Annotated in this window: 17 protein-coding genes; 9 read left to right on the top strand and 8 right to left on the bottom strand. The window is 33.9% G+C overall.

Annotation, left to right across the window (positions count from 1 at the left end):
- Positions 1 to 2: 2 nt before the first annotated feature.
- Both IP023_RS01175 and IP023_RS01170 read left to right on the top strand, forming a co-directional pair.
- Positions 3 to 1,376 carry a Mur ligase family protein gene (locus tag IP023_RS01175; RefSeq protein WP_241788415.1) on the top strand — a complete coding sequence of 458 codons (1,374 nt, stop codon included), beginning with the start codon at positions 3 to 5 and terminating at the stop codon, positions 1,374 to 1,376.
- Positions 1,377 to 1,448: 72 nt separating this feature from the next.
- Positions 1,449 to 1,778 (top strand): helix-turn-helix domain-containing protein, encoded by a 330-nt coding sequence (locus IP023_RS01170; RefSeq protein WP_241788414.1) that lies wholly within the window; start codon positions 1,449 to 1,451, stop codon positions 1,776 to 1,778.
- A gap of 69 nt (positions 1,779 to 1,847) precedes the next feature.
- Here IP023_RS01170 and IP023_RS01165 read toward each other — a convergent pair whose 3' ends face one another.
- The 5 genes from IP023_RS01165 to IP023_RS01145 form a co-directional block, all read right to left on the bottom strand.
- Positions 1,848 to 2,006: a hypothetical protein gene (locus IP023_RS01165; protein ID WP_241788413.1), complete on the bottom strand. Its 159-nt coding sequence runs from the start codon at positions 2,004 to 2,006 to the stop codon at positions 1,848 to 1,850.
- A 125-nt stretch (positions 2,007 to 2,131) separates the two neighbouring features.
- Positions 2,132 to 2,692, bottom strand: a complete 561-nt coding sequence (scpB, locus tag IP023_RS01160; protein ID WP_241788412.1) for an SMC-Scp complex subunit ScpB — start codon at positions 2,690 to 2,692, stop codon at positions 2,132 to 2,134.
- On the bottom strand, positions 2,693 to 3,817 hold the full coding sequence (locus IP023_RS01155; protein WP_241788411.1) for a CofH family radical SAM protein: 1,125 nt from the start codon (positions 3,815 to 3,817) through the stop codon (positions 2,693 to 2,695).
- 148 nt (positions 3,818 to 3,965) lie between these two features.
- The gene (locus IP023_RS01150; protein ID WP_241788410.1) at positions 3,966 to 4,730 is read right to left on the bottom strand and encodes a sulfite exporter TauE/SafE family protein; all 765 of its coding nucleotides are present in this window, start codon (positions 4,728 to 4,730) and stop codon (positions 3,966 to 3,968) included.
- A gap of 1 nt (position 4,731) precedes the next feature.
- Complete coding sequence (locus IP023_RS01145; RefSeq protein ID WP_241788409.1) at positions 4,732 to 5,391, bottom strand: HAD family hydrolase; 660 nt, start codon at positions 5,389 to 5,391, stop codon at positions 4,732 to 4,734.
- Between the two features lie 155 nt (positions 5,392 to 5,546).
- On the opposite strand from IP023_RS01145, the gene ispE reads away from it, so the two are divergent.
- A complete protein-coding gene (gene ispE / locus IP023_RS01140) occupies positions 5,547 to 6,353 on the top strand; it encodes a 4-(cytidine 5'-diphospho)-2-C-methyl-D-erythritol kinase (RefSeq protein WP_241788408.1) in 807 nt (268 codons plus the stop codon).
- 2 nt (positions 6,354 to 6,355) lie between these two features.
- Here ispE and IP023_RS15865 read toward each other — a convergent pair whose 3' ends face one another.
- From IP023_RS15865 to IP023_RS01125, 3 genes are all read right to left on the bottom strand, one after another.
- Positions 6,356 to 8,473, bottom strand: coding sequence for an ATP-binding response regulator (locus tag IP023_RS15865; protein ID WP_241788407.1), 2,118 nt, complete (start codon positions 8,471 to 8,473; stop codon positions 6,356 to 6,358).
- A gap of 304 nt (positions 8,474 to 8,777) precedes the next feature.
- Positions 8,778 to 9,356, bottom strand: coding sequence for a PhnA domain-containing protein (locus IP023_RS01130; protein WP_241788406.1), 579 nt, complete (start codon positions 9,354 to 9,356; stop codon positions 8,778 to 8,780).
- Positions 9,357 to 9,406: 50 nt separating this feature from the next.
- Positions 9,407 to 10,384 (bottom strand): LuxE/PaaK family acyltransferase, encoded by a 978-nt coding sequence (locus IP023_RS01125; RefSeq protein WP_241788405.1) that lies wholly within the window; start codon positions 10,382 to 10,384, stop codon positions 9,407 to 9,409.
- Between the two features lie 303 nt (positions 10,385 to 10,687).
- Here IP023_RS01125 and IP023_RS01120 point away from each other — a divergent pair, with 303 nt between their 5' ends.
- From IP023_RS01120 to IP023_RS01095, 6 genes are all read left to right on the top strand, one after another.
- A complete protein-coding gene (locus IP023_RS01120; RefSeq protein WP_241788404.1) occupies positions 10,688 to 11,674 on the top strand; it encodes a LacI family DNA-binding transcriptional regulator in 987 nt (328 codons plus the stop codon).
- Between the two features lie 84 nt (positions 11,675 to 11,758).
- Positions 11,759 to 14,860 carry a SusC/RagA family TonB-linked outer membrane protein gene (locus tag IP023_RS01115; protein WP_241788403.1) on the top strand — a complete coding sequence of 1,034 codons (3,102 nt, stop codon included), beginning with the start codon at positions 11,759 to 11,761 and terminating at the stop codon, positions 14,858 to 14,860.
- Positions 14,861 to 14,863: 3 nt separating this feature from the next.
- Complete coding sequence (locus IP023_RS01110) at positions 14,864 to 16,324, top strand: RagB/SusD family nutrient uptake outer membrane protein (protein ID WP_241788402.1); 1,461 nt, start codon at positions 14,864 to 14,866, stop codon at positions 16,322 to 16,324.
- Between the two features lie 2 nt (positions 16,325 to 16,326).
- Positions 16,327 to 17,472, top strand: a complete 1,146-nt coding sequence (locus IP023_RS01105; RefSeq protein WP_241788401.1) for a glycoside hydrolase family 130 protein — start codon at positions 16,327 to 16,329, stop codon at positions 17,470 to 17,472.
- Between the two features lie 4 nt (positions 17,473 to 17,476).
- Positions 17,477 to 18,322 carry an ROK family protein gene (locus tag IP023_RS01100; RefSeq protein ID WP_241788400.1) on the top strand — a complete coding sequence of 282 codons (846 nt, stop codon included), beginning with the start codon at positions 17,477 to 17,479 and terminating at the stop codon, positions 18,320 to 18,322.
- Between the two features lie 24 nt (positions 18,323 to 18,346).
- Complete coding sequence (locus IP023_RS01095; protein WP_241788399.1) at positions 18,347 to 19,615, top strand: sugar porter family MFS transporter; 1,269 nt, start codon at positions 18,347 to 18,349, stop codon at positions 19,613 to 19,615.
- Positions 19,616 to 19,619: the final 4 nt, after the last annotated feature.

The raw sequence follows: 19,619 nt of genomic DNA, 5'->3' as shown, positions 1-19,619 counted from the left end.
CAATGCGAATACATTTTATTGCAATAGGCGGGAGTGTGATGCACAATTTAGCTATTAGCTTGGCTAAGATGGGGCATCAGATAACGGGTTCTGATGACCAAATTGTTGAGCCTTCAAAATCTAAATTGAAAGAAGTTGGATTGTTGCCTACGCAAATAGGATGGGATGTTGAAAAAATAACCACAGACTTGGATGCTATAATTTTGGGTAAACATGCTATGGCTGATAATCCGGAATTATTGAAAGCCCAAGAGTTAAATGTTAAGATATACTCCTTTCCTGAGTTTATTTATGAGCAATCGATAAATAAAATTAGGGTTGTTATTGCCGGTACTTACGGAAAAACAACGATTGTAAGTATGATTATGCACGTTTTGCGCAAGCTTGGGAAGGATTTTGATTACGTGATAGGTGCTCAGTTGGAAGGGTTTGATTCTTTAATTAAGTTAACTGCCAATTCACCTGTTATTTTGATTGAAGGGGATGAATTTTATGCTTCTTCCATAGATGATCATGCAAAATTTCATTATTATAACCCAAATATTGCATTGATAAGTAATATTCAATGGGATAATTTTAAAATGCTTATTAGTGAAGAGGATTATTTGAATCAATTTGAAAGATTTGTAGATACAATTGTACCTAAAGGTACGCTTGTGTATAACAAAGAAGATCAAAATATCCAAAGTCTGCTATCTCATACCAAAGGATGTAAGATAAATAGACATGGGTATAAAATCCCTATGTATTCTATAAATAAAGGTGTTACCTTTGTACATGTTGGTGAAGAAGTTATTCCTTTGCAAATAATAGGTAAACAGAACCTCTCTAATATAGCTGGAGCCTATACAGTATGTGAGTGGTTGGGTGTTAAAAGAGATGAGTTTTATCATGCTATTAAAGATTTTAAAAGCTCAATACGATATTTGGAGTTCGTGGCGAGTGATGGAGAATCTGTAGTTTATCAAGATTTTGCACATACACCATTCAAATTAAAGGCTAGTATTCATGCGGTAAAAGAACAATTCCCGGCCTCAAAATTGTTAACAATAATTGAGTTAAATCCTTATGATGTCCTTGATACAGATAAAATAAAGCAATATAATAAAACTATGGAAGAATCGGATTCGGCTATAGTATTTGTTAACAAAAGTATTATTAGGGAAAAAAATATTGATTTAGATAATATTATTAATGTAATTAAGTTTAATTTTAATCATGACGATTTACTGGTTATTTCGAATGTTAATGATTTGATATCATATGTTGAGAGTTTTGATAATCAACATTTTAACATGTTATTTATGAGTTCCAATAATTATAGCGGTGTAAATATGTTAAGTTTTTCTGACAAGTTTTTCTCTATAGTAAAATAATTTTTATTTAAATTGTTTTTTATTTTGAATATTTTATTTACTTTTGAAGTAATTAATAATAACATTTACCAAATGAATACTTTAGGAAAAAAAATTAGATTACTCAGACACCAAAAGGGGTGGAGTCAAGAGGATGTAGCAAAGCGATTGGATATTTCCATTCCTGCATTTTCGAAGATTGAAACAGGGATTACAGATGTGAATTTATCACGTCTTAACCAGATTTCTAAGCTTTTTGAACTATCATTAGTTCAGTTATTATCTACATCTGAAGCAGAAGAAGATAAAGAAAAATTAGACTTAGTGAATGATTTATCACAAAAGCTTCAGAATAGAGAAGTAGAAGTGATTGAATTACAAAAGAAAGTAATTGATCTTTACGAGCAATTACATAAAAAGTAATAAAAAGGCGATTAAATTTTTAATCGCCTTTTTTGTTGTTAAATTGGTAAATAATGCCTTTTCTCTAGATTAGAAATCATCTTCATCATCAAAATCATCAAAACCACCAATTGTAGCATCAATCTCTAAGTCGAAATCATCGTTTTCAAAATCATCCGAGTCGTCTTCAGGACCATTGAAATTAATAAATTCCTCATCAATTTCAACATTTTCTACACTCACATTCATAATCTTAATGTTATCTTTCTAGTAATATTTCAAGTTGTAAAATTAGATAAGAAATTGAAAAGATAAAATTTTTTTTAAAAAATATAACATTGACAGTCAGTGTTATATAGTTAGTGTTTGCATACTTATTCTACAATTTCTCCTATACTGTTTTCTTCGTTAATAATATCTTTTAGTTGTGGAAGATCCTTTACCGAATTAATACCAAAATGGTTCATAAATTGATCACTTGTTGCATAGAGTAGGGGCTTACCAATACTTTCTGCTTTTCCAGTAATCTTAATTAAATCTTTCTCTAATAATCGTTGTATCGAATAGTCACAATTTACCCCTCTGATCTGTTCAACCTCTAATTTCGTAATAGGCTGTCTATAGGCTATAATGGCTAATGTTTCTAATGCAGACTGACTTAATTTTTTACGATCACGATGTGCTTGTAATTGATTAATCACATCATGGTAAGATTCTTTTGTTAAAAGTTGATATTTATTGTTGATCATCTTAAGTGAGAATACAGAATCTTCACTTTCGTATTTATTTTTAATGCTATCTATGAATACAAGAACCTCATCTTTATTGATGGTAATGAGTAAACCGTCTTGTAGGACGTGTTTAATTTCTTGTGCCGAAATCCCTTCTTCAGAAGAGAAAATTAATGCTTCAATATTTAACTGAATATCTTTCACTTAGTAATTGATTACTTGTTCAACCATAGATTCAGGAATCTCTCTAAATTTATATGTTTGCGTACGCAGTTGAGGTTCAAAACCAGCTTCTTTAATTGAATCTTGTATTGATTTTGATGTAAAACGATGAGGAGCACCTGCCGCAGAAACGACATTCTCTTCAATCATAATAGATCCAAAATCATTAGCACCACTATGTAGACATAATTGCGCTACAGGTTTTCCCACTGTAAGCCATGAGGCTTGAATGTTTTTTATATTCGGCAACATAATTCTGCTTAATGCAATCATACGAATATATTCGTCTCCCGTTACATTATTAGATATACCTCTTAACCTTTTAAGCAAGGTACCATCATCTTGAAATGGCCATGGTATAAATGCTATAAATCCATAATTTCCGTCGGGTTTTTCTGCCTGTACTTCACGGATCCAAACTAAGTGTTCAAATCTTTCTTCGATCGTTTCAATATGCCCAAACATCATAGTCGCTGAAGTAGGAAGGTTGATTTTGTGTGCTGCGCGCATGACATCTAACCATTCTTGCCCCCCACATTTACCTTTAGAAATCAGGCGACGTACACGATCGTTTAAAATTTCTGCTCCAGCACCCGGTAGCGAGTCCAAGCCAGCTTCTTTGAGCGTAGTTAATACCTCCAGATGCGACATACCTTCTAATTTTGCTATATGCGCTATTTCAGGAGGCCCTAGAGAGTGAAGTTTGAGATTGGGATACAACTCCTTCAATTGTTTATAAAGGGTCGCATAGAAGTTAATTCCTAGATCTGGATGATGACCACCTTGTAATAGTAGTTGATCACCTCCTAATTTAAAAGTTTCTTCGATTTTTTGCTTATACGTTTCTATATCTGTGATATAGCTGTCCTCATGACCTGGTCTTCTAAAGAAGTTACAAAATTTACAGTTTGCAATACATACATTCGTAGTATTTACATTTCTATCAATCTGCCAAGTGACTTTGCCATGAGGAACTTGAATTTTACGAAGTTCGTTAGCGACAAAAGCCAGATCAGCTGTAGAAGCATTGTTGTACAAAAACATTCCTTCTTCTTTAGAAAGAAATTCAAAATGCAGTGCTCGTTCTAATAAATTCTCTACGTTCATTATTAACAAAGATAGCTAGTTTTTTTTAAGAGATCATGTAATTAAATACTATTAATTTTTGATGTAGCGCGGATGTGCTTAAAAGATTGAATGATCACTTAGCATTTTATGAAAAAACCATGATAGCCACATCAATATTGTTATTTAATTAAGTAATAAGTAAAATAATACATGAAATAAAAAGCAAAATTTTAATACTGTTTTTGTACAATTTTTCGGGTAGTATTTGGACGAGTTTAATTCCTATATATCCTCCAATAAGGATAAATGGAATCGCCATTAGATTTAAGTAAAAACCAGACCAACTGAGGTTTTTCCATACGAATGCTTGTAATGGAATCTTCGTGACATTCAATAGGATGATAAACCAAGCGGAGGTGGCAGCAAATGATATTTTATCTAATCTTTTGGATAGCATATAGACCGATAATACTGGTCCAGCAGCATTTCCAATCATAGTGGATATACCAAGTATAAATCCAAATATGGGTGAATACCATTTCTTATTAACGATAGTGGCCTGTTTATTTTGGTTTATGCTTTCAAAAAACAACATAATAAGTAAGCCTATTATAATGCAAATAGCCATTATTGTTTTAAATGACTTATCATCAATGTAATTACCAATGAAAAGGCCCGCCAATAGCCCTACAAATGCTAAGGGAAGTAATTTCTTTACCTCATTCCATAAAAAAGTTTTACGATAGTATATTACTGCTACAAGATCGGCAATGCATAGGAGGATAAGTACAATACCGGTGGAATATTTTGCGCCAAATAATAAAGCGAATAACGGTACCGTTAAAGCTCCTATGTTTTGGATGCCAGCTTTTGACATGCCAATAAGAATCGCACAGGAGAAATATATTACCCAACCCAAAGGGCTGCTGATGAGCGCTAAGGCTTCTTGCATGTTATTTCCGTAGTATCTCCAATACTATTTCTACTGTTATCTCCGTGTAATCATTGATGTAATAGCTACAAGGAGGTAATTGATCTTTTCTATGTGTACTCAATACGCCGACTACTTTCATGCCTGCATTGTGCCCTGCAGTGATGCCAGAAAAGGAATCTTCAAAAACAAGAGCATTTTCAGGTAGAACACCAACATTTGAGGCAGTATGTTGATAAACCTCAGGATGTGGTTTATGTAAGGTTACATTTTCACTAGCCATTAAGGAATCCATCTTATTACGAATCCCAAGTTTATCGATAATCAGATTCATATTGGCTCTAGGAGCAGATGTAGCAACGGCAGTTTTGAAACCATAAGCTTTTAATGCATCTAGAAAGGTAATAAATCCCGGAATGGTTTCCACTTTGTCACGATATATTTCTCTGAATAATGCTTCTTTTTCATGCTCAAATCGCATAAGCTCTTCGCCATGGATAGGTCTTTTAAAAAAATAAGTCATAATATGGCTATTATGTTTACCATACATATGCTCCTCAAATTCTTTTTCGGTATACGATATTTGATATTTATCAAAAAAAGCTTCGAAAGCTTTAGCATGATAGGGGTTCGTATGACATATAACGCCATCCATATCGAACAATACAGCATAATTATTCATAAGATAAAGGTAAAAAAAAGTTGTGCCACGGAAGCTTTTTTTTATATTATTTTATGGTTAAATTCTGCAAATTTGATTTTACGAATAGCTTTTGTATGCTGTAAATATTAAGTATTGTTCTTTGCCTTAATCGGATTTATTACTAAATTGCTTCTATGATTTCATTTGCAAATGCTAAAATAAATTTAGGCTTATTAATTACGGAGAAAAGATTAGATGGTTATCATAATCTCGAAACCGTTTTTTATCCGGTAAAATTGTATGATGTATTGGAGTTGCATTCAGCGGATACATTTTCTTTTGAAACGGTGGGCCTTAATATCCCTGATCAGGGTAAAAATCTGTGTGAGAAAGCTTATGATCTATTGAGAGCTGATTTTGAGATACAACCTCAATCTATTTATTTATTAAAAAATATACCCATTGGTGCCGGTTTGGGTGGAGGCTCTTCGGATGCAGCATTTGTATTAAAAGCAATTAATGAACAGCAACAATTAGGGCTTACGGTAGATCAGTTAAAGAGTTATGCAGAGAAATTAGGCGCTGATTGTCCATTTTTTATCGAAAATAAAGCGGTTTATGCGTCAGGTATAGGTACTACTTTTGAGCATGTTGATGTTGATTTGTCTACGTATTTCATAGTAATTATTAAGCCTGATATACACATCTCAACAGCAGAGGCTTATCAAAATGTAATACCACAAATGCCTACCTCTGACCTCAGAAGAGCAATCCAATTACCTATACAAGAATGGAAATACCATATTATTAATGATTTTGAACTGGGTATTTTCGAGAAATATCCGCTAATTGGAGCATTAAAAAATAAATTATATGAAGAAGGAGCATTGTACGCATCTATGTCTGGGTCAGGATCTTCGGTTTTCGGAATCTTTGAAAAGAGTATTGATTTAAACCACTTAACTTCTTACGGTAAAATATATTATCCAGTCGATTTGTAATCTTATGTATTCATGATGGCATATACAAGATCATCCTCATCAATAGGCTTGTTGATAACACCATCAAATTGATATTTATTTTTTTTATCTTCTATTAAAAGAGGATCTGCAGTATGCGCAAATACTTTTATGTGCTTTAGATTTTCATCCTCTTTAATGATGTTTAATATTTCCCATCCCGTAATTCGCGGCATATGTATATCTGTTATAACAATATCAGTATGATTGTTCTTGATGTAGGCGTGAGCTGTTGATACATCTAAGAAAAGGTTTATATTTTTCTTGTCCCTGAAAAGTTGTTGTATGAAGAATAAATTAATCTTGCTATCATCAATAAATACGATATGAATTGATTCAGGAATTTCTTGAATTTTATGAATAGTAATCTTATCTAAGTCGTGTTGTTTAATGCTCGATAGCGGTAGCTCAAAGGTAAACGTAGTACCGCACGCTATGGTACTTTCGAAATATAATTTACCTCCTATTTGTTCAGATAATATTTTTGAAATGTATAATCCTAAACCGAATCCTCCAGTTTTACCTTTATTTTCAGCGATATAATACTTTCTAAATACCTGATCGCTATGTTCTTTGCTAATGCCTATTCCTGTATCTTCAACTTTTACAATAAGGGTATCTTTATTTATGATTTCACTGATTACATTTATATGGCCTTTGTCTGTATATTTAATAGCATTACTAATAAGATTTGATAATAATTGCTTTATCCTGAATGAATTAGAGTATATTGAAGCTGATATTGGAAGTCTGTTTATATTATTTAGTTGTAGTTTTTTTGTCTTAGCTTGGTAGGTATGCAATGCAATTACGTCTTCTATAAGATTATAAATATTTATTTGATCATTGATAATCTGCAATGATTCAGATTCTAATTTACTAAGGCTTAATATATCATTGATAGTACTATTTATGATAGTTATATCATGATCCACAGAATGTATTATTTCTTTATCTATAAGATTAGCTGAGTTATTATTTTTTAAGATATTTACTAATCCTTTTAATGAATTTAAGGGTGTTCTAATTTCGTGACTAATATTAGCCAATACACTCGTTTTTTCTTCTGCTATTTTGTCGGCATAATCTTTTTCTTTGATCAGCTTCAATTCATAATAATAAACTTGACGTTGATAACCGATAATTAAGATAATCATTAAAATCATTAGCGATATAGCTGCAATCAGTTGGTTTCTTATCGTTTTTGTGTTTTTATTATAGAGTAAAAAATCTGTTTCTTGATTCTTTTTATAGTTATCAAATTCTAAATTCCGAAGTCTTTCAATTCCAATTTTTAAGCTGTTCAATAGGGTGAAGTTTGCAAATAATAATTGCCTTTCTTTTGCTTGTAATTTTTCAAAATTAGCCTTTAATTGATTTAGATTATCGTTATATATATTTTTATTATGTGTAATTAGTTTTTCTAAATTATTTCTAAAAGTAATATCTGCAGGATCAGAATGGTATCTTTCGGGATTATCTGTTGGGATGAGAGATCTCTTTTTTGCGGTAAATACACGCTTAAATATGCTTTCTTTACTATTGAAATTAGGATCTACATCAGTTAGGTACAATGAGGTGTCATTTAGAATACTTTTAATGATAGAATCAGGTTGTAGTAATTGTATGTTAGGTCTTTCTAAAGCATTTTTTGACTCGATATCAACGATGTAAGCCATGGTGTCTTTTGCATAGATTACAAGATGATCTACTTGTTTTTTTAATAATAAATATTCTGTTGTTAAAGCTAAATCGTTAACGGTTTTTTGTTTTATCGCTTTATTAGAGATTGGTATCGATGCTAGTGAATCAATTACAATTTTTACAGAGTCTAGTTTATGACGGTATAAGTTATAATCCTCATCCTTAAAATTTATGGCATACATTCTAAAAATATAATCTGCCTCACTAAAAGTGGAGAATAATTTGTACAATGTAGAGGATTGAAAATTTGAAGCTGAATAAGCTGTATTTATCCTATCCTCAACTTGATTGTACTTATTATAATGATAGATTATTAAAATACTTAAGCTTAATAACGCTGTAATCATTAAGAATGAGATTAATAGTCTTCTGTTTTTCAGCTTTTTTTTCTCTAACACAGTTTATAATATTTAGGTCTATGAAAAACTTATAAAAATCATCTGATTTTAAAGGTTCATATTCAAAAAAGTAATCAGCAGACAAAATCTAATTTTGTGATTGAGTATTTTTCTTTCAATATTTTTCGATATACACAAAAATATCTGTCTTCATAGTGAAGTAAATTTCTTTTTATTAAACACTTGTTACTTCTGTATAGCAAATATAGATAATGAAAGTATAATAATTATCTTTTTTAGAAAAAAAATATCACTCTATTTTGTTTTGAGATAAAATAGAGTGATAATATGCAAAGGTTTGGGATTATCCTTTGCGAAGATATTTTGTAAGGATTACGATTGTTTGCCCTTCAACCTTTCCTTCTATTTGTTCAACATTGTCATGTACTAAACGGATATTCTTAACTACAGTACCTAATTTTGCAGATAAACTAGATCCTTTTACGTCCAGTGTTTTGATTAATACTACGGTATCTCCTTCGTATAATCTTGCTCCATTTGAATCTTGGTGAAATTCTACAGTACCTTCATTTTCATGATCTCCTGTTTTTTTTGCCCATTCTAAATTTTCTTCGTCCAAATATAGAATGTCCAAATTGTCTGATGCCCAACCCTCATTTCTCAATCGGCTAAGCATGCGCCATGCTACTACTTGAACGGCAGGTGACTCAGACCACATTGTATCACTAAGTACTTTCCAGTGTTCTGGATTTAGTTGCTCTGTTTTTTCTATTTGAGACTTACATTCGTTACATACATAAATGCAATTGTCTATATTGGCATTTGAAGTAGGAGGAACTTCATAAATGGATAGACTGTCTGTGCTGTTGCATAACTCACATTGATGGTTACTCCTGTCTTGTAATTGCTTTTCTAAACTCATATAGGCTACTTTAAATTACTGCAAATTTACTAAAAATAAAAGGGTTTTGCTTATTGAACCAATAAATTACAGCCTCTAATATCTGCATTGTCAAAGCGGCCAAGAATTTCAAAAGTGCCATCGGGATGGAATTTACCTAAATCTTGTGTTGCAATAAATGAACAAGAGTGATAGTTAGCTAAATCAATAACATTGATAGCTCCTGTTTTTGTATCGTCTAATAGTGTTAATGGGTCATTCGTATCGCGAATCAAAATGCGCATCCAGGGAGGTGTCTGGAATAGCCCATCGCCATTTGAATATCCCTGTGATAGTAATTCGGTCATGCCATATTCAGAATGTATTTTTGAAACCCCAAACCCATCGCATAATAGTTGATGAAGTTCTTCACGAATCATTTCTTTTCGCTTTCCTTTCATCCCACCAGTTTCCATGACTATCAATTCTGGAAAATCTAACTTATAGGTATCAATAAAATCTAATAAGGCATAAGTAACTCCTATCAATATCGTTTTTGTACCTTTCGTTTTTAGGGATGACAAGCTTTCAAATAGCTCCTTGTGATTGTAAAGGAAATAATTACTTTCTGTTTGTTCTGAAGATTTGATAAGATCATCAACCATATAAATCAAAGAAGATCCCTCGCGCTCAAGATAATTGGGGAGTAAGGCCAGTATAGCTATATCTTTAATACTGCCATAGAATAACTCAAAAGCCTTTCTAAAGCTTTCTTCATACCAGCTTAGCTCAGGCACATGATGCTGACTGTTGATCATGCCAGTAGTACCAGAACTCGTAAAGGTAATCTGCGGTTGTAAACCTTGCTCTAAGATATTTTGCGTTTTAAAAAATTGTATGGGTAAAAACGGAATATCACGGTAAGTAGAGATGCTATTTACATTTATTTTTAAGTAATTAATATATTTTTTATAGACTTCAACGGTCTCTGCTTGATGCCTGAATACGGCTAGAGCTACCTGATTAAACTTAGCATCATCGCTGATATTAAAAACGATTTTTTTTTCCATAACAATAAATGCAAATATAATAGAATTAAGTAGTTGTTATAGTTAATTAATTACCGTAGTATAATTACGAGTGACATGAAGTTTATTCATGAATAATAAATTGTATAATATCGCAAGTTGCTGTCTCAATATAGATTTTCATAAAATCAAAATTATATACATCTCATAGTTTATCATATGAAGATATACTATGAGATGTAGTTTATTATCGATAGTTTTTGCCTTTTTAAGGCATATGAATTCAATATTAGGATATAAATTAGGATATTTGAGTATTCCTATATTAAATAAATTTGCTTGTGTATGTCTATTAAAGAGATTGCTGCTAAATTAAATGTTTCTAAGTCTACAGTTTCCCTCGTTATTAATGGCAAGGCGGAGCAAGGTAGGATTAGTGAAGCACTTGCGAAGCGAATAATGGATTATGTTGATTCTATAGGATATAAACCCAATGCGCTAGCCAAGAGTTTAGCAACAGGCAAATCACGTACTATTGGCCTCATCGTAGAGAATATTGGCGATTCTTTTTTTGGTCCTATTGCCTTGTATATTGAAGAATATTTACGCAAATACAATTATCATGTATTATATAGTAGCACTTTAAATGATGAAAAACTAGCGAATACTATCTTAGATACAATGCTGGATAAGTATGTGGATGGTATAATAATGGCACCTACTTTGGGACAAGAAGAACAGGTTCAAAAGCTAATAGACACTAAACTTCCACTAGTCGTATTTGATAGAAGGATCCCATCTCTGGAAACAAATTATATCGGTACAGATAATTATTCCGCCAGTAAAAGGGCTGTTCAGTACTTATTTGAATGTGGCTATAAATCAATAGGTATGATAACAATTGATTCAAAGCAAGTTCAAATGTTGGATAGACTTAGAGGTTATCGCGAAGTTGTAGATAGCAATAATAGTACGGAAGATATTCTACAGATTCCTTATAATTTGGTGGGGGATAGTCGAAAAGCGATGATTGATAGTTTTTTAAGTGAAAATTCTTTTGATGCTTTATATTTTAGTACAAATTATCTTTGTGTATCGGCCTTAAAAGTTTTAAAAGCCAATAAGAAGCATAAGCATTATGGCATGATTACCTTCGATGATCATGAGATTTTTGAATTGAATTTGCCTACAATTTCTTGTATGAGGCAACCTATCGAAGAAATAGCTAAACAAATCGTTGTTACACTATTAGGACAAATTAATGATCATAAAAAGCCTTTTGACGACATTATTATCCCTTCTGAGTTAATTATTAGAGAAAGTACCCAATAAATTTTTATTTGTAAAAATAATACCTATTTTTACTTTACCAATGCAAAACCGGTTTTGCATTGGTTTATAACCAATATAAACTCTATGTATAAATCAAAAAAAATCATTTGCTTGGGTGCGATGTGTAGCTATGTTGCGTTTTCCCTTATAAATGTTCCTACTTCTCTTGCACGAAGTGTGAACCTTTGGGAGTCCAAGTATACACAACAAATGTACAATGGTAGTGTTAGTGGTATAGATGGTAAAGTGTTAGATGGAGCCTCCATACGTAATGTAAGTAAGAATACAGTAACGGTTACTAATGCTCAGGGGCAGTTTGCAATGACTGGAAGTATAGGGGATATCATTGCTATTTCATACACAGGATATACTGCTGAACGTATTATTTTAGATTCAAATGTAGTATTACAGATAAAACTAAAGGAAGATGCTCAGGATCTAGATGAAGTGGTCGTGATCGGGTACAATAGTTTGCGGGAGTCTAATATTTCGGGTGCTGTAAGTCGAGTGGATATGGCAAATGCAGACAAACGAAGGGTTCAGGATGTCGCGCAGATGTTACAAGGGCAAACTTCTGGTGTGACAGTGACACAATCAACAGGACAGCCGGGGGATGCTATAGATATTCGTATACGTGGTGTCGGTACTATAGGTAACAACTCACCCTTGTTTATAGTAGATGGGGTGCCCACAACGAATTTTAGCTTTATTAATCCCGCAGATATTGAAACTATGTCTGTCTTGAAAGATGCTTCAGCGGCTTCGATATATGGATCTAGAGCTGCAGCCGGTGTCATATTGGTTACAACAAAGAAAGGGAAGCTAGGTAAAACAAAGTTTGACGTGAATGCGTACACTGGAATTCAAAATGCAGTCAATCTACCTAAGATGATGAATACTAATCAGTATCTAAAAAGTGTAGAAAAGGCCTGGAACAATTCAAACTCAACGGGTGTAAATCCTTATACAAATCAATTATCGCGTACTGACTTATCGAATACCGATTGGTTGGGTGAGTTGTTTGAAACAGGGAAGACAAGTAGCTTTCAAGTAGGGATTTCTGGAGGAACAGAGAAGATTAAGTATTTGATTTCTACAGCATATTATGATCAAAATGGTATTGTCGTTTATGATAATGATAAATATAAACGTCTAGAATTTAGAACGAATTTACAAATAAACCTTACGGATAGAATAGAGCTAAAAACGAATGTGTTATTAAATAGCCAAGATAAAATGGTTGTTTCTTCCAGAGGAGATTCTCCAGGTATTATAAGACATGCTTTATTAAGACCTCCCGTTCTTGGAGTGTACAAAGATAAAACCGATCCCACATATTCCGTACAAGATCCATTTACGGACTTACCGTATTATGTAAACCCCACAAATTTTCAATCTAGCTTGTACGAATGGAGTCAAAATCCTGTGGCTTTAGCTTATTTCTCAAATAACAATCAGAACCAATTTAAGCTTTTCGGAAATGCGGAACTTGGGGTTTCTTTATTAAAAGATAGATCACTACGCTTTCGTTCAATGTTAGGAATAGAGCTGAATTTCAATCATAGCAAATCATTCTTAAGTAATTTTGGTGATGAAGATCGGACGGATCCCACAGTAGATGTAGGGCTCGGACGTATCAATAGGCCAAATGGTCTGAATGAAGACCGTGGTCAGGATTATACCCTGACTTGGAATAATGTTCTATCATATGACAAGACTATTAATGAAGATCATTTAATTAATGCTCTAGTAGGTACTGAATTTATTAATAACAATAGTAGTTCGATAAATGCCTCTCGTAGAAGGTTTGAATATGATTCGGATAGGTTCCACTATTTAGATTTAGGAGGTACTGGTCAGGACCTGTGGAATGGAGGCTTTGCTCAAGAGTGGGCTTTATTTTCTCTTTTTGGCTCTGCTACATATTCATATAAAAATAAATATGCTGTTACAGGGAATCTTAGAGCTGATGCTTCCTCTCGTTTCGGTTTAGACAATAAATGGGGGTATTTTCCTTCTGTAGCGCTTGGTTGGACCGTGAGTAATGAGGATTTTTTCCCTGCAAATAGTTTTATTACCTATGCCAAGATAAGGGCAAGCACAGGGAAATTAGGCAATCAGAATATCCCCAATTATGCTTATTTGACTTTATATAGTAGAGAGGGTAATATTACTAGATATGGTAACTCAAAGCTCAAGTGGGAGACTACTACGCAGGATAATTTGGGGCTTGATTTACGTTTTTTTAAAAATTCACTAGAAGTAACTACGGATATTTTTTATAAGAAAACAAAGGATATTCTTCTAGCGGCTAGTTTACCTACGTTTGTAGGAAATGTAGATGCCACTTATGTCAATGCTGGGCAGGTTGATAATAAGGGTTTTGAGGTTAGTGCCAAATACAAAGGAACATTTACTGAAGGATTTAGCTATAGTATAGGTGGTAATTTGACTGGGATTAGAAATAAAGTAGTTGCCTTGCATGAAAATGTCCCAAGGATAATCGGCGAGGTTTCGAGGGCAGAGATAGGACAGCCTTTAGATGTATATTATGGATACCAAATGGAGGGAATTTATCAAAATCAAGCCGAAATACAATCTCATTTATTTTCTGTAGGCTCACCAAGTAGTAAGCCAGGAGATATTCGTTTTAAAGATATTAATCAAGATGGATTAATAAATGATGCTGATCGTACTTACATCGGTAATCCTATCCCTAGATGGAGTTATGGTTTCTTCGCAAATTTAAACTATAAATCTTTTGATTTAAATATCTTTTTTCAGGGAGTCAAAGCCGTAGATCGGTATAATGATGGTATGCGAATTATAAATTTTGATACTAGGCCATTCAATTATACGACACGAATGTTAGACGCTTGGGACGGTGAAGGTACATCAAATTCATTGCCACGCTTAGCTTTCGAAGATACGGGGGTTAGTAAATTCTCCACACTTTATATTGAAGACGCTTCTTATTTGCGCTTAAAGAATATTGAACTAGGCTATTCATTTGGTAAATATTTAAATAAAATAGGAGTCAATCATGCTCGAGTTTACTTGTCGGCGCAGAATGTTTTTACTTGGACAAAATATACTGGATTGGATCCTGAAAATACAGATTTGATTGATAGAGGTACTTATCCACAATCAAGAACCATATTACTAGGTTTAAACTTTAGTTTTTAGATTATGAGGAAATTAGCATTATATATAATAGGAACGAGCTTATTATTTTCAAGTTGTTCTAAATATTTGGATAAAGATCCAATTGGTATCTTGACACAAGAGCAGGTTCAGGTAGATCCTACAGAGGGCACCATAGTGGCAGCAGTAGAAAATGCATATAGACCCTTGGCTTATACGCTTAACATATTTGGCAATTGGGATTGGACTGGAGGATTAGTAATTCGTCCCGATTTTTTATTAGAGGATATTGCTTCAGGGGATGCAGCCAAGAAATGGAGCCCTGATGGTGATCAAGCATGGATGGATGATATTGCTAATTATAATTTTACAGCAGAAAATGGTGCTTTTGCAGGAATATGGAAATATGACTACGAGGGTATTTCTCGTACCAACATGGCGATCTTTCAGTTGACCGATGAATCTACCTTATCTAAGGTAAATATGCCCGAAGATAAAAGAAAGCAATTGCTTGCAGAAGCTTATTTTTTGCGTTCATTTTTTTATTTTGATTTGGTGAAGAATTTTGGTGATGTTCCCTTAGTTTTAAAACCTCTCCAAGATTTTAATGAAGCTTATGATGTTGCTGTAAAGACAGATAAAGCAAAAATATATGAGCAAATAAAGAGTGATCTGATCATAGCGGTAGACTATTTTCCGAATAGCAAGTATAGCAACTCTTCGGAAAAATGGCGTGCTTCCAAAGGGGCCACTATTGCACTGCTTGCTAAGGTTGCCTTGTATGAGGGGGATTGGAAGGAAGTGATAAAACAAGTAAACAGTCTTGAAAGCCTAGGTTATTATTCCCTGAACATAAATTATTTTGACTCTTTTGACGAGTCGAAGACTTACAATGAGTCAGAAAATATATTTATTTATGACCACGAACCAGGAAAACAACCGAGTCGAGGCAATGGTTTTACGGCATTAATGGGGTGGGGCTTTATGGCGCCATCAACTGATTTTTTAGCGGCTTTTGAAACTGGGGATCCTCGTAAATCTGCAACAGTAAATACCGCTGATAAGGCTATTTATAAATTAGTAGGTGCACAAAATACCAGCTTTATTGGCAATGATAATTCTCCTGTGAATAGAGTTTATATTCGTTATGCTGATGTGTTATTATGGAAAGCCGAGGCTTTAATAAGAGATCAGCAGGTGGCGGAAGGTGTTAAGCTAATCAATAAAATCAGACAAAGAGCTCGAGGAGAGAATACAAATATCTTAGCCGATCATTCTGTCTTGGAGAATGATGCTTCTACGGCTATAAAATGGTTGCAGCAGGAGCGTAGGGTAGAGTTGGGCTTGGAATGCCATCGCTTGTCCGATTTGCGAAGATGGGGAATTGCAAAAATTACTCTATCAACTTTAGGGAAACCTTTTGAGGATAAGCATATGCTATATCCAATTCCTCAAGCTGAGGTAGATAAAACAGTAGGTAAAATATCACAAAATCCAGATTATTAAATATGAAAATCAATTATGTTTTTACACTTGCCTTGTCAAGTATACTAGTAAGCTGTAACGGTACTAAAAAAGTACAAAATCCTGATTGGACTTTGGGAGGCTTTGTACGCCCTACAGCCATAAATCCAATTATTGAACCTGATTCAACAACAGTTTTTTTAGACCCTATGTCTAATAAATTAGTGCGATGGGAGGAGAATGATACGTTCAACCCTGGTGCTGTTGTCAAAGATGATACTTTATTTGTACTGTATCGTGCCGAAGATAAATATGGTATCGGAATAGGATTTCGTACTTCGAGGCTCGGTTTAGCAAAGAGTACAGATGGTTTGCATTTTGAACGTGCCAATGAGCCTGTGTTATTTCCAGATGAAGATAGTCAAAAGGAATATGAATGGCCAGGTGGTATAGAAGATCCGCGTGTGAGTGTCACTGAAGATGGTACTTATGTAGTTTTCTATACCCAATGGAATAGAGATGTTCCGCGTTTGGGAGTTGCAACATCTAAGGATTTACGCAAATGGGATAAACATGGTCCAATATTCGCTAAATCTAAGTATGAAAAATTAATGACCACCTCACATAAATCCGCTTCTATCGTCACTGCCCTAAAAGATGATAAGCTAGTCATTGCTAAGGTAAATGGTAAATATTGGATGTATTGGGGAGAGCATGGGGTAAAAGGTGCTACATCGGACAATCTTATAGATTGGGAGCCTGTATTGGATGAAAATGGTGAACTAGCAGTTTTTATGAATATTAGAGAAGGTTATTTTGATAGTGCATTGACTGAATGCGGGCCTCCTGCAGTGATGACAGATAAAGGTATTTTATTATTATACAATGGAAAAAATCATAATGACCCCCAGTATGCTGATCCACGTTTTAATATAGGTACTTATAGTGCTGGACAAGTATTGTTTGATAAGAATGATCCAACTAAAGTACTGCATAGACTAGATACTCCTTTTTTGCGGCCCATGGAAGCTTTTGAGAAGAGTGGTCAATATGTTGATGGAACAGTTTTCCTGCAAGGTTTGGCTTATTATAAATCCAAATGGTTTCTTTACTATGGTTGTGCGGATTCAAAAGTCGGTGTAGCTGTTTTTGACCCAAATAACCCAAGTGAATTTGACCCTTTACCCTAAATATATGATGACTAAAAAACGCACACTTTGTATAGATATCGGTGGTACGCACATTGCAGCTGCGGTAATTGATGAGGGTACGATATCTTTATATAATAATGCCCAAGTTCATGCTGTTGTAGATAGTAATGCCGGGAGAGAGGCTATATTGAAGCAATGGGATGATGCTATTGCGGCGGTATTACAAAAATGTAAATTCGCTATTGATAATATTGTTATATCTATCCCGGGGCCATTTGATTATGATAATGGCATTTGCCTGATGGACGGTATGCATAAATACCAAAGCCTATTGCATATGGATGTGAAATCGTGGTTTGCTCATATGTATAGCATTGATGTTCAGTGTATTCACTTTTATAATGATGCTGTAGCTTTTCTATTAGGTGAATTATATTTTAGTCAATTGTTTGATAAAAAAGTAGTAGGTTTAACATTAGGTACTGGATTAGGCTCCGCCTTTTATAACTCCAACAATGCGGTAGATTTAAACTATGGATCGGCAAAATTTAGGGATGGAATAGCTGAAGATTATATCTCTACTAGGGGTATCCTTGATTTTGTAGAGCAGCGTTATCAGATAAAATATACTAATGTCAAAGCTATTGTAGATGATAATTTAGAAGTGGTCTGTTCGGAGGCTTTTTCCTATTTGGCAGATTCATTAGCAGATTTTATCCATCAATATATAGACAAACTCGAGCCAGATACCATTATTATAGGTGGTAGTATTGCTAAAGCGCATGCCTTGTTTCTAAATAGGCTACAGCAAAAGGTCAAAATACCAATTAAAGTAGCCTCAATGGATGATTTTAACATCTTTTGCGGGATGACCAGTATTAATATATAAACGAACTAAATCAATTATAAAATTATGAATAATGTATGGAAGTACGCCTTAATCGCCTCAATGGGAGGATTCTTATTTGGTTTTGAAACGGCAGTAATATCTGGGGCAGAACAAATAATACAAAAATTATGGAAACTGAGTGCTTTTTGGCATGGTTTAACAGTGTCAATATCGTTGATAGGTACTATTTTAGGTGCTATAGTCGCAGGTAGAGTGTCCGAAAAATATGGACGTAAACCTATACTTTTTGCTATTGCAATGCTGTATCTTTTTTCAGCTATTGGCTGCGCCATATCTCCTTTTTGGAGCTTATTTTTATTATTCCGACTTATGGGAGGTATAGCTGTAGGTATAAGCTCTGTGGTAGGCCCAGTATATATATCCGAAATATCTCCTGCCGCTGATAGGGGTAAACTGACTGGTTTGTTTCAAATTATGATTGTTACGGGAATTTTCATAGCTTATTTAACAAATTTCCTTTTTGTAAATTTTGGGGATAATGCTTGGCGTTATATGCTAGGGATAATGGCTGTGCCTTCTATTGCTTTTTATTTTCTGTTAAGAAATATTCCGGAAAGCCCACGTTGGTTAATGCAGCATAATAGAGTCGATGAAGCCAATGCAATAGCAGATCAGTTAAATATTCAAATTCATGTTAATACTACTACAACGAGTACAGGTGCAGATGTTTCCTTGTTTCAGTCTAAATATACCAAGCTGATTCTGTTTGCTATGCTTCTTGCATTTTTCAATCAAATGACAGGGATCAATGCTATTCTTTACTATGCACCACGCATATTTGAATTGGCGGGGTTTAGTCAGGAGATGAGTTATTTACAACCCATTTATATTGGTGGCACTAATGTACTTTTTACAGTAATAGGGATGTCTATTATTGATAGATTGGGACGCAAGAAACTATTGCTAGCAGGGGCCGTAGGGATGTTTATTTTTTTACTGCTCACTGCATTTGGCTTGCGTGATAGCAACAATGTATTTCTACTCTATTATATATTAGGATTTATAGCATGTTTTGCCTTATCTCAAGGTGCTGTTATTTGGGTATTTTTATCCGAAATATTTCCTAACGAAATTCGGGCTAAAGGCTCTTCATTAGGAAGTACCACACACTGGGTATTTGCGGCATTAGTATCTTGGTTTTTTCCTGTTATCGTGGAAGGGATTCCTGATGGTGGTTATTATATCTTTTTATTCTATGCTATCATGGTAGTTATATCATTTTTGTTTATTCTATGTCTTCCAGAGACCAAAGGAAAGTCCCTAGATGACTAAAAAA

The sequence above is a fragment of the Sphingobacterium rhinopitheci genome (genome assembly GCF_022627575.1).
Classification (GTDB): Bacteria; Bacteroidota; Bacteroidia; order Sphingobacteriales; family Sphingobacteriaceae; genus Sphingobacterium; species Sphingobacterium rhinopitheci.
Note: the sequence above shows the minus strand (reverse complement) of the source record. Positions and strands in the feature narration are given on the sequence as shown.

Coding starts and splice junctions, on each gene's coding strand:
- IP023_RS01155 (WP_241788411.1), bottom strand. CDS start 3,817: ATGAACGTAGAGAATTTATTAGAACGAGCACTGCATTTTGAATTTCTT.
- IP023_RS01115 (WP_241788403.1), top strand. CDS start 11,759: ATGTATAAATCAAAAAAAATCATTTGCTTGGGTGCGATGTGTAGCTAT.
- IP023_RS01145 (WP_241788409.1), bottom strand. CDS start 5,391: ATGAATAATTATGCTGTATTGTTCGATATGGATGGCGTTATATGTCAT.
- ispE (WP_241788408.1), top strand. CDS start 5,547: ATGATTTCATTTGCAAATGCTAAAATAAATTTAGGCTTATTAATTACG.
- IP023_RS01095 (WP_241788399.1), top strand. CDS start 18,347: ATGAATAATGTATGGAAGTACGCCTTAATCGCCTCAATGGGAGGATTC.
- IP023_RS01170 (WP_241788414.1), top strand. CDS start 1,449: ATGAATACTTTAGGAAAAAAAATTAGATTACTCAGACACCAAAAGGGG.
- IP023_RS01165 (WP_241788413.1), bottom strand. CDS start 2,006: ATGAATGTGAGTGTAGAAAATGTTGAAATTGATGAGGAATTTATTAAT.
- IP023_RS01125 (WP_241788405.1), bottom strand. CDS start 10,384: ATGGAAAAAAAAATCGTTTTTAATATCAGCGATGATGCTAAGTTTAAT.
- IP023_RS01175 (WP_241788415.1), top strand. CDS start 3: ATGCGAATACATTTTATTGCAATAGGCGGGAGTGTGATGCACAATTTA.
- IP023_RS01120 (WP_241788404.1), top strand. CDS start 10,688: ATGTCTATTAAAGAGATTGCTGCTAAATTAAATGTTTCTAAGTCTACA.
- IP023_RS01130 (WP_241788406.1), bottom strand. CDS start 9,356: ATGAGTTTAGAAAAGCAATTACAAGACAGGAGTAACCATCAATGTGAG.
- IP023_RS01150 (WP_241788410.1), bottom strand. CDS start 4,730: ATGCAAGAAGCCTTAGCGCTCATCAGCAGCCCTTTGGGTTGGGTAATA.
- IP023_RS01105 (WP_241788401.1), top strand. CDS start 16,327: ATGAAAATCAATTATGTTTTTACACTTGCCTTGTCAAGTATACTAGTA.
- IP023_RS01110 (WP_241788402.1), top strand. CDS start 14,864: ATGAGGAAATTAGCATTATATATAATAGGAACGAGCTTATTATTTTCA.
- IP023_RS01100 (WP_241788400.1), top strand. CDS start 17,477: ATGATGACTAAAAAACGCACACTTTGTATAGATATCGGTGGTACGCAC.